This window comes from Kitasatospora sp. NPDC059088, from assembly GCF_042738155.1.
Classification (GTDB): domain Bacteria; phylum Actinomycetota; class Actinomycetes; order Streptomycetales; family Streptomycetaceae; genus Kitasatospora.
The window spans coordinates 23,266-33,161 of the sequence record NZ_JBHYGR010000109.1 but is presented as its reverse complement, the minus strand read 5'-3'; the positions used below and the strand labels follow the sequence as shown (position 1 = coordinate 33,161).

10 protein-coding genes are annotated in these 9,896 nt (G+C 73.1%); 3 read left to right on the top strand and 7 right to left on the bottom strand.

Annotation, left to right across the window (positions count from 1 at the left end; translation table 11 throughout):
* The first annotated feature begins 125 nt into the window (after positions 1-125).
* The gene (locus tag ACFWXO_RS34525; RefSeq protein WP_375890911.1) at positions 126-503 is read left to right on the top strand and encodes an RNA-binding S4 domain-containing protein; all 378 of its coding nucleotides are present in this window, start codon (positions 126-128) and stop codon (positions 501-503) included.
* Between the two features lie 77 nt (positions 504-580).
* Here ACFWXO_RS34525 and ACFWXO_RS34520 read toward each other — a convergent pair whose 3' ends face one another.
* Positions 581-1,843, bottom strand: a complete 1,263-nt coding sequence (locus ACFWXO_RS34520) for an SAM-dependent methyltransferase (protein ID WP_380528971.1) — start codon at positions 1,841-1,843, stop codon at positions 581-583.
* Between the two features lie 219 nt (positions 1,844-2,062).
* On the opposite strand from ACFWXO_RS34520, the gene ACFWXO_RS34515 reads away from it, so the two are divergent.
* Entirely contained in the window at positions 2,063-2,992 is a 930-nt protein-coding gene (locus ACFWXO_RS34515; RefSeq protein ID WP_375890906.1) for a polysaccharide deacetylase family protein, read from the top strand.
* A 51-nt stretch (positions 2,993-3,043) separates the two neighbouring features.
* On the opposite strand, the gene ACFWXO_RS34510 is transcribed toward ACFWXO_RS34515, so the two are convergent.
* Complete coding sequence (locus ACFWXO_RS34510) at positions 3,044-3,862, bottom strand: SDR family NAD(P)-dependent oxidoreductase (protein ID WP_380528970.1); 819 nt, start codon at positions 3,860-3,862, stop codon at positions 3,044-3,046.
* Positions 3,863-4,146: 284 nt separating this feature from the next.
* Between ACFWXO_RS34510 and ACFWXO_RS34505 the strand changes: the two genes are divergently transcribed.
* Entirely contained in the window at positions 4,147-5,016 is an 870-nt protein-coding gene (locus tag ACFWXO_RS34505) for a 3-hydroxybutyryl-CoA dehydrogenase (RefSeq protein ID WP_375890902.1), read from the top strand.
* Between the two features lie 76 nt (positions 5,017-5,092).
* On the opposite strand, the gene ACFWXO_RS34500 is transcribed toward ACFWXO_RS34505, so the two are convergent.
* The 5 genes from ACFWXO_RS34500 to ACFWXO_RS34480 all read right to left on the bottom strand — a co-directional run bounded on the left by ACFWXO_RS34500 (position 5,093) and on the right by ACFWXO_RS34480 (position 9,737).
* Positions 5,093-6,178 carry a sugar ABC transporter substrate-binding protein gene (locus ACFWXO_RS34500; protein WP_380528967.1) on the bottom strand — a complete coding sequence of 362 codons (1,086 nt, stop codon included), beginning with the start codon at positions 6,176-6,178 and terminating at the stop codon, positions 5,093-5,095.
* 274 nt (positions 6,179-6,452) lie between these two features.
* Positions 6,453-7,295, bottom strand: a complete 843-nt coding sequence (locus ACFWXO_RS34495; RefSeq protein ID WP_380528965.1) for a chitosanase — start codon at positions 7,293-7,295, stop codon at positions 6,453-6,455.
* A gap of 119 nt (positions 7,296-7,414) precedes the next feature.
* Complete coding sequence (locus ACFWXO_RS34490; RefSeq protein WP_380528963.1) at positions 7,415-8,380, bottom strand: hypothetical protein; 966 nt, start codon at positions 8,378-8,380, stop codon at positions 7,415-7,417.
* Positions 8,377-9,303, bottom strand: coding sequence for an ATP-binding cassette domain-containing protein (locus ACFWXO_RS34485; protein WP_380528961.1), 927 nt, complete (start codon positions 9,301-9,303; stop codon positions 8,377-8,379). The genes ACFWXO_RS34490 and ACFWXO_RS34485 overlap by 4 nt, the downstream gene beginning before the upstream one ends.
* Entirely contained in the window at positions 9,300-9,737 is a 438-nt protein-coding gene (locus ACFWXO_RS34480; RefSeq protein ID WP_380528959.1) for a GntR family transcriptional regulator, read from the bottom strand. Before ACFWXO_RS34480 ends, ACFWXO_RS34485 begins: the two co-directional genes overlap by 4 nt.
* Positions 9,738-9,896 lie beyond the last annotated feature (159 nt).

The window sequence follows — 9,896 nt, the reverse complement described above, 5'->3', positions numbered from 1 at the left end:
GGGGGGGGGGGGGGGGGGGGGGGGGGGGGCGGCCCCGCCCCCCCCCCCCCCCCCCCGCGCCCGGGGGGGGGGGGGGGGGGCGGGCCCCCCCCGCCCCCCCACCTCGGCGTGGGTAGGCTCGCGGGATGGCTGAGGAACAGGGAAGCGTGCGGGTGGACGTCTGGATCTGGTCGGTCCGGCTGGCCAGGACGCGTGCGCTGGCGGCGGCGGCCTGCAAGGCCGGGCATGTCCGGGTGAACGGCGAGCGGGCCAAGCCGGCGCAGACCCTCAGGCCCGGGGACGAGGTCCGGGTCCGCGAGGAGGGGTACGAGCGGGTCGTCGTGGTGACCAAGCCGATCCGCAAGCGGGTCGGCGCCCCGGTCGCGGCGGAGTGCCTGGTCGACAACAGTCCGCCGCGGCCGCCGCGCGAGTTCGTGGCCCCGACCTTCGAACGGGACCGCGGCGCGGGGCGCCCGACCAAGCGGGAGCGCCGCGACCTGGACCAGCTGCGCGGCGGGCGGTAGCCGCTCGCACGGGGAAGGGCCTCACCCGGCGGCGGTGTCGCCGCGGAACCCCACACCGCCCGCCGCGCGCTGTCGCGTCAATTCCTCCCGGTACGCACCGGATGCGCGGCCTGCAGGGCGAGCCGCCGCGGGGCGTCCTCGCCGATCCGGGTGAGCAGGTCGTCCAGGGCGAGGAAGGCCTCCCAGCGCTCGCGGCCGGTGGCGGCGGCCAGCCGCTCGACCACCCGGTCCTCCAGGTCGCGGACCCGCTGGTTCTTCCAGGCCTTGTCGGCCAGGCTGACCAGCAGGTCCTCGGTGGTGGTGCCGGGCTCGCCCCAGCTCGCGTGGGTGCGGGCGAAGCGGGCCAGTTCCTCGGGGACGCCGCGGGCCGACAGCAGGGCGTGGCCCGCGGGTTCGTGCGCGGAGCCCGGGCCCGAGAGCTCCTCGGGGTGGACGACCTTGCCGATGTCGTGGGTGGCGGCGCCGTAGCGGACGGCGTGGTGGTCGAAGGCCAGGCCCTCGGGCAGTTCGGTGGTGCGCAGGTGGCCCGCGGTGGGGCGCCAGAGCGGGAGTTGGACGAGGCCGGGGCCGACGAACTCGAAGTCCCCGAAGAAGGGTTCGACACCGGCCCGGGGCCGCAGGACCAGCGGCGCACTGGCGCTCCGGTAGATCCGGGTGCCCTCGGCGGCGCTCTCGCGGGAGGCGAAGTCGGGGCTGCCGTGGGAGAGGATCAGGGCGCTGCCGGGGGCGAGCACCTCGCGCAGGGTGCGGACGATCTGCTGGGCGCCCTCCTCGTCGCGTATGAAGTGCAGGACGGCGACGAGCATCAGCGCGACGGGCTGGGACAGGTCGATGGCGGCGCCCAGCGCGGGGTGGCGCAGGATCGCCTCCGGGTCGCGCAGGTCGGCCTCGATGACCGAGGTGTGCCCGGCCGGGTGCCCGGCCAGCAGGGCGCGGGCGTGGGTGGCGACGATCGGGTCGTTGTCGACGTAGACGACCCGGGCGTCCGGGGCGACCCGCTGGGCGACCTCGTTGGTGGAGCCGACGGTCGGGATGCCGGTGCCGATGTCGACGAACTGGCGGATCCCCCGGCCCGCCGCGAACTCGACGGCCCGGCCCAGGAACTGGCGGTTGGTGCGGGCCAGCAGCGGCAGCGCCGGGTAGGCGGCGATGGCGGCCTGGGCGGCCTGGCGGTCGGCCTCGAAGTTGTCCTTGCCGCCCAGGTAGTAGTCGTACATCCGGGCGGTGTGCGGGATGCCGGTGTCGAGCTCGCTCGGCGGCTGCCAGTCGTCCGCTCTGGCCCACTCCCAGCCGGTGCGGGTGTCCTGGTCGACGGCCGCGGTGTCCTCGTGGTGCATCATGTTCCGCCCCCAATGCGCAATGCCGGAATGTGCCTACTGCCCCGTAACACGCGGTGCGCGGTGATCGTATCCAACGACACGCCGTGGAAACAGCGGGAGTTCAGGTTCCTGCAACACCCGGAAGACGGAGTGTGTGCACGTCAAAGACGGTGCGCCGGACGGCGTCGGACGGCTCTGCCGGATCGCCGGGAGGGTCCGTCCTCTCTATGCTGGCTGCCGATGACTGCCGACCGCCGCACCGTACTGCGCACCGCCGCCAAGCTGGCCGCCCTGTCCGCCGCCGGCGGACTCCTCACCTCCTGCGGCAGCGGCACGCCCCGCCGGGCCGACACCGGGACGCTCGCCGCGCACCCCGGCAGTGTCGACCCGCAGCACACCACCGACCCGGCCTGGAACGGCGGCGAGGGGCCCGCCTCCCCCGCCCCGACCACCCCGGGCGCCGCGGGCGAGCCGCAGCCCGGCGGCGAACCGACCCCGGCCGCCGCCCAGGCCTCGGCGCCGGCCTCCGCACCGCCGACCCCGCCCGTCCTGACGCCGCTGGCGGCCGGCACCCCGTACGAGGTGGTGTACGGGCCGCGCACCGGCAAGAACGTGGCGCTCACCGTCCACGGCAGCGGCGACCCGAAGCTCGCCACCACCCTGCTGGAGGCCGCCGAGCAGCGCGGCGTCAAGCTGACCGTGATGGCGGTCGGCAGCTGGCTGGACCAGCAGCCGCAGATGGCCCGGCGGATCCTGGACGGCGGCCACGAACTGGGCAACCACACCCAGAACCACCTCAACATCTCCGCGATGACACCGGACCAGGCCCGTGCCGAGATCGCCCAGTGCGCCGACCGGCTGACGAGGCTGACCGGCTCGATGGGCCGCTGGTTCCGCCCCTCCGCCGCGCAGTACGCCACCTCGATGGTGCGCGACCAGGCCAAGGCCGTCGGCTACGAGCACGTGCTGTCCTTCGACGTCGACCCGCGGGACTACAACGACCCGAGCGCCGCCGAGCTCCAGCGCCGGGTGCTGGGCTCGGTGCGCGGCGGCTCGGTGGTGGCCCTGCACATGGGGCACCAGTGCACCATCGACGCGCTGCCCGCGATCCTGGACGGGCTGGCCAAGGCGGGGCTCAAGCCGGTCACCGCCAGCCAACTGTGTGCGTGACCGGCCCCGACCGGAACTCCCCGCCCCCGACTGAGCTCCCGCCGAAGCCGGTCAGGCCATCGGGTCGTCGTCCTTGTACGGGCGCAGCCGCAGCGTCCGGGCGTCCACCGCGCGGATCGCGTCGGCCTGTGCGACCAGCTCCGCCAGGTCGTCCCGCCCGGCGTGGATGAACCGCCCGTGCAGCGCGTCGAAGCGCCCGCGGGCGGCGTCCACGGTGACGGCGACCATGTACGGGATCGAGCCCCAGGCCTTCATGTCCCGGAACATCGGCATCCCCGCGGTCATGTCGGTGGCCACCGCGCCGGGGCTGATGTCGAGCACCACGACGTCGTGCTCGGCCAGCGTGTCCGCCATGTTGTCGGAGAGCTGGAGCAGCGCGCCCTTGGAGGTCGCGTACGCGGTGTAGCGGCCGTCCGGGCGCAGCGCGAAGCCGGAGTTGAGGTTGACCACCCGGCCGCTGCGGCGGGCGACCATGCCGGGCAGGACGCAGCGCAGCAGGTTGTAGGGGCCGCGCAGGTTGGTCTCGATCACCTGCCACCACTGGTTGGGGTCGGTCTCCCAGAGCGGCACCTCGGCGCGGTCGACCAGGCCGGCGTTGTTGACCAGCAGGTCGATCGGGCCGAGGTCGCGCTCGACCAGCCGGACGGCCTCCCGGACCGAGCCGGGGCGGCAGACGTCCGCGGTGACGGCGACGCCCCGGGAGCCGTGCTTGACGCACTCCTTGAGGGTGTCGGTCAGCGTCTCGTGGGTGCGGCCGACCAGGCCGACGGCCATGCCCTCGGCGGCCAGGCCGACGGCGATCTCGCGGCCGATGCCCCGGCCGCCGCCGGTGACCAGGGCGACCTGTCCTGTGAGCGATCCCGTCGGCACCGTGTGCTCCCTTCCCGTCCCCGGCCCCCGTCTGCGGCATTCTGTCCGGCGGCGGGCGGCGGCGGGCCCGGGCGCACCCGCAGGCGGTGCGGCCTCACCCGATCGGGGGGCCGTCCGGGCTGGCACTGTGCCGGGGAGGGGGTGACCTACTGGCGAGTACGGAGTAGTAACGTCGTCGGGGCGGTGACCGGTGCACCCATTCCGGTACACCGACCCGTTGACCAGCGAGCTCGCTGGGCCACCAGTTCGCTGGGCGACCCCCAGCACCACCGAAGGGCAACTGAGTGAGTGACATCGCACGCGTCGGAGTAGTCGGCTGCGGTCTCATGGGGTCGGGCATCGCCGAGGTCTTCGCCCGGGCCGGACTGGACGTCCTGGTGTCGGAGGCCAGCGGTGAGGCGCTGGAGTTCGGCCGCACCCGGCTGACCAACTCCCTGGACACGGCGGTCAAGCGCGGCAAGCTGAGCCCCGAGCAGCGGGACGAGGCGCTGTCCCGGCTGTCCTTCACCACCGACCTGTCCGACTTCGCCGACCGCGACCTGGTGGTCGAGGCGGTCGCCGAGCGCGAGGACATCAAGGTCAAGATCTTCCAGACCCTGGACCAGGTCGTCGAGCGCCGGGACGCGATCCTGGCCTCCAACACCTCCTCGATCCCGATCGTGAAGCTGGCCGCCGCCACCTCCCGCCCGGAGCAGGTCATCGGCCTGCACTTCTTCAACCCGGCGCCGGTGCAGAAGCTGGTCGAGGTCATCCCGACCCTGACCACCTCGGCGACCACCACCGAGCGGGTCGAGGCCTTCGCCACCCAGGCCCTCGCCAAGGAGCCGATCCGGGCCCGCGACCGGGCCGGCTTCGTGGTCAACGCCCTGCTCGTGCCGTACCTGCTGTCCGCGGTGCGGATGTTCGAGTCGGGCGTGGCCACCGCCTCCGACATCGACAAGGGCATGGAGGCCGGCTGCGCCCACCCGATGGGCCCGCTGCGGCTGTGCGACCTGATCGGCCTGGACACCATCGTCTCGATCGCCGAATCGATGTACGACGAGTACAAGGAGCCGCTGTACGCCGCTCCCCCGCTGCTGTCCCGGATGGTCGACGCCGGCCTGCTGGGCCGCAAGTCCGGCCGCGGCTTCTACGACTACACCGCGAGCGCCTGAGCCCGGACGTGAGGGGCGGGCCCGTACCGGTCTCCGGTACGGGCCCGCCCCTTTTCCGGCCGCCCCGCGGCCCGCGCTACTTGACCCCGGCCTCCGCGCAGGCCTGGGCGTACTGCGGGGTGCAGATGTCGGACGCCTTGTAGAGCCCGCCGTCGACGACCGTCGCCTCCACCTTCGCCTTGGTCACCACGATCGGGGTGAGCAGCAGCGAGGGGATCTTCAACCCGCCGCTGTCGGTGAGCGTGGCGGCGGTGGTGCTGATGTCCATGCCCTCGGCCAGCTGGACGGCGATGCTGCCCGCCGCGTCCGTCTCGGGCTTGTACGGCTTGTAGATGGTGTACGCCTGCTCGCCGGTGAGCACCCGGCGGACGGCGTCGAGGGAGGCGTCCTGGCCGCCGACCGGCACGTTCTTGAGGCCCGCGGCCTTCAGGGCCTCGATGACGGCGGCGGCCATGCCGTCGTTCGCGGCGTAGACGGCCTGGATGCCGTTCTTCCCGAGGCTCTGGATGGCCTCGTTCGTCTTCGCGGTGGCCACGTCCGGCTTCCACTCGCCGGACTGCTCGTAGGCGATCTTGACCCGGCCGTCCAGCGCGAGGTGCGCGCCCGCCTTGAACTGCGCGGCGTTGGGGTCGGACTCGGCGCCGTCGATCATCACGACGTTGGCCGAGGAGGCCTTCGGGCCGAGCGCGTCGAGCAGGGACTGGCCCTGGAGCTGGCCGGTCTGCTGGTTGTCGAAGGAGACGTACGCGGCGACCTTGCCCTGGGCCAGCCGGTCGTAGGCGACGACCTTCACGCCCTTGGCGTTGGCGGCGTCCACCCACGGTCCGGTGAGCTTGGCGTCGACCGGGTCGAGCAGGATGACCTTCACGCCCTTGGCGAGCAGGTCGTCGAACTGCTTCTTCTGGACGGACGCGTCGCCTCCCGCGTTGGCGTAGCTCACCGTGCACTTGGTGCAGAGGCCCGTCACCGTCTGCTCGATCAGGGGCTTGTCGAACGCGTCGTACCGGGTGGAGGACGCGCTCTCCGGCAGCAGCAGCCCGATGCCCTCACCGCCACCCCCGCTCCCGCCCGCCGCCGGCGCCTGTCCCGCCACCGTCTGGCCGCAGGCCGTGAGGGCGAGTGCGAGCGACACGGTGGCCGTGCCCGCGGCCGCGAGACGCATGGGTCTGATCATGATCGGTGGTGCCTCCTGTACTGCGCCGCAACCCTGCGGCAGGGGACGGAGTCAAGCGCCACCGGGCGAATGCGTCAATGCGGGAGGGATCGTTCGTTATGCCCCTGCTCGATTCGTTACGGGATGAACAGGACTTTCACAGTCCCTTGGGCTTTTCGCGGGGGGGTGATCAAAACGGGGGTGATCAGAACGGGGGTGATCGAAACGCCGAGGTGGCGGAAACCCGGGGAAACGGGTTCCCGCCACGGCGTCGGCCCGGGCGTCAGCTGTTGATGCTGTAGCTGTCGCCGTAGACCTTCCACTTGAGCGGCGGGTTGAGGTCGAAGTTCTTGGCGTTGAGGAACACCGACTGCTCGGTGTCGACCCGGCTGGTGTCGGAGTGCGCGGCCTCCTTCTTCATGACCACCTTGCGGGCGTCCAGGAAGGCCTTGAGGTAGGTGGCCTCGTCGCCGCCCTGGGCGGGCGTCTTCGCCTTCTTCATCGCGGCCGCGCGGATGCCCCCGAAGCTGTCGGAGCTGTTGCCGGGGCCGTGCATCACGATGGCGTCGTAGTAGGCGAACTGGCCGAGCGCGCGCAGGCCGTCGGCCTTGGCCTGGTTGACGGCGGGGTTGAAGTACACCCGGTCACGCTCGTCGTTCTGGGCCTGCTGGAAGGTCTGGTCCTTGGCGGCGGCGGCCCAGTCCTTGACGAAGGCGTCGCCGAGGCCGGAGTGCGAGGCGCTGCCGTTGACCTTCTTCAGCGCGGGCAGGTACTTGGCGAGGACGTTGCCGGGCTTGAGGTCGGTGTAGTGCTGGACCAGGTCCAGCATGTCGCCGGTGCCGGAACAGAAGCCGATGATGCCGGCGGTGTAGCCGCGGCCGTCACCGATGTCCTCGATGTACTTGTACTGGGCCTTCCAGTCCAGCGAGGAGTTCTCCGCACTGGACACCAGCTGCATCGCGATGTCCTTCTTGTGCGGGTCGTCGAGGCCGACGCCCTTGAGCTGGACGGAGGCCGCGGCCGCGGGGGCGGCCTGGGCGGCCGAGGCGGCCGCGACGGTGAGGGGCGCGGCCACCAGGGCGGCGGCGAGGGCTATGTGGAGGGCGCGACGGGGCTGGGGACGCATGGGACGCTCCGGTTCCTCGATGGGTTAGGAAAGCTTCCTAACGAGAAGGAAACGCCCGGAACCGCCGCCGCCGCAAGGGTTTTGACGAAAACACTTCAAACAATCAAGGGCGGCGCAGGTCAGACCGCCCGCCGCCGCACCCACCAGACCGCCGCCGCGCACAGCGACACCGCGAGCAGGGTCGTCCAGCCGAACTCGATCCACTGGAACGGCCAGAACCGGTCCGCCGGTTGGTACACCTCGTGCATGGTGTACCCGCCGTCGTGCACCAGGGACTGGAGGTGGGCGTAGTCGCCGCCGAGGTTGTAGAAGTCCGCCTCGGAGAGCCGGTTCCCGGCCGGGTCCGAGTACCAGACGCTCAGCACCCAGCGGTCGTCCACCGCGAGGGACGTCATGGCGCGCACCGGCTCGTCCAACGGGGCCATGTAGTGCGAGCGCACGGCCACGGCGAGGAACGGCAGGGCGACCGAGGCCGCCAGACCCAGGCCCACCGCGAGCACGGTGCGGCGCAGCACCGCGCCGGCCAGCGCCGCGACCCCGAAGGCCACCAGCACCCGCCCGACCAGCACCGGCGACGCCTGCACGAAGAGGTCCGGGTGGAACTGTCCGCCCAGCAGCTCCAGCGGTGCGTTCCACCAGCGCAGCACCAGCCCGAACAGCGCCGCCACCACGGCCAGCACCGCGCCGCCCAGCACCAGGCCGCCCGCCGTCCAGCGGGTCCGCCCGGCCCCCTGGGTCCAGGCGAAGCGCACCGTGCCGTGCTCGAACTCCCGCGCCAGCAGCGGGCCGCCGAGGAAGGCACCGAACATGCCGCCCAGGACGTAGGACACGTTGCCGAGCATCGGCATGGTGTCGGCGTACTGGTGCAGGAACCGCTTGAACGTGGCCGCGCAGGCGGCGGTGGTCGGATCGCAGGAGCCCGCGCCGGTGCGGTCCAGGCCGTCGTGCAGGTACCAGCCGTGCAGCAACAGGGCGACGGAGACCACGCCCATCACCGCGAGCAGGGTCAGCAACGCGGGCCGGTGGCGCAGGCCGGCGGCCCGCAGCACGGCCGAGCGGGGCGGGGCGAGGGTGGTGGCGCTCATGACGGTACCTTCTGGTTCGTACGGACGGCCCCGCGCGGGCCGGGCAGCGCGGAGGCGGTCGGCTCGCGCAGGTAGGCGAGCACCAACTCCTCCAGGCCGATGCGCTGTTGGCGCCAGCCGGCGGAGACCGGCGCGTCCGGGCCGCCGGTGCGCACCAGCAGGTGGGACTGGGCGCCGGCCCGGCGGTCGCGGACCACCGGCAGCCGTTCGGCGACCGCGTCGGCCTCGGCGGTGGGGCCGGTGAGCATCCGGTGGCCGCCGACCAGGTCGTCCACCTCCCCGGACACCTGGACCCGGCCGCCGGTCAGCACCACCAGGTAGTCGCAGCTCTGCTCCAGCTCGTTGACGGCGTGCGAGGAGAACAGCACCGAGAGGCCGTCCTCGGCCACCGCGGTCAGCAGCACGGCCATGAAGTCGTGCCGGGCGAGCGGGTCGAGCGCGGCCAACGGCTCGTCCAGGAGCAGCAGTTCTGGCCGTTTGGCGAGGGCCAGGGCGAGCGAGACCTGCGCCTGCTGGCCGCCGGAGAGCCGGCCGTACTTGCGGTCCATCGGGATGCCGAGGCCGTCCAGGTGGGTGCGCGCCCGGGCGTCGTCCCAGCGCCGGTTGAGGTGGCGGCCCATCGCGAGCAGATCGCGCACGGGCAGGCCGGGGTAGAGCGCGGCGTTCTGGGCGACGAAGCCGATCCGGTCCAAGGCCCTCGGCGAGCCGGGGAGTTGGTCGCCGAGGACGGTCATCGCGCCCTCGCTCGGCACGGTCAGCCCGGCGGCCAGGCTGAGCAGGGTCGTCTTGCCGGCGCCGTTCGGGCCGACCAGCGCGACCACGTGCCCGGCCGGGACGGCCAGGTGGCAGTCCCGCAGCGCCCAGGAGCGGCGGTAGCGCTTGCCGATCCCGCCGCAGTCGATCACGGTGTCCGCGGCCGTCACGCCACCACCCCGTCCCGGCCCTCGCGCAGGTCGCGCAGCGCGTCCTCGAACACCGCGACCATCCCCCCTTCGTCCAGCCCGGCGGTCCGCGCCGAGCGCATCCAGTCCAGCAGCCCCCGCCGCAGCGCGGCCCGTTCGCGCAGCGGCACCACTCCGGCGGGCAGCCCGCGCACGAAGGTGCCCTGGCCGCGCCGTCCGACCGCCAGGCCGCGGTGCTCCAGCTCCCGGTAGGCCTTGAGCACGGTGTTGGGGTTGATCGCCAGCCCGGCGACCACCTCACGCACCCGGGGCAGCTGGTCCCCCTCCGTCAACCAGCCCATCCGCAGCGCCTGTTCGACCTGCTGCACGAGTTGCAGGTAGGTCGGGACGCCGGAGGCCGGGTCCAGGCGGAACTCGATCGGAGAGGGCTGGTCAGCGCCTTTATCTAGTTCCATAGGTAAAGAGATAAACGACCGGATGACAGGCCGTCAACCCAAGGAAGCGCAAAGGGCCCCCGCGGGGGGGGGGGCGCGCCCGCGCGGGCGCGGGCGCGCGGGGGGGGGGGGGGGGGGGGCCCCGGGGCCCCCCGCCCCCCCGCGGGGGGGGGGGGCCGG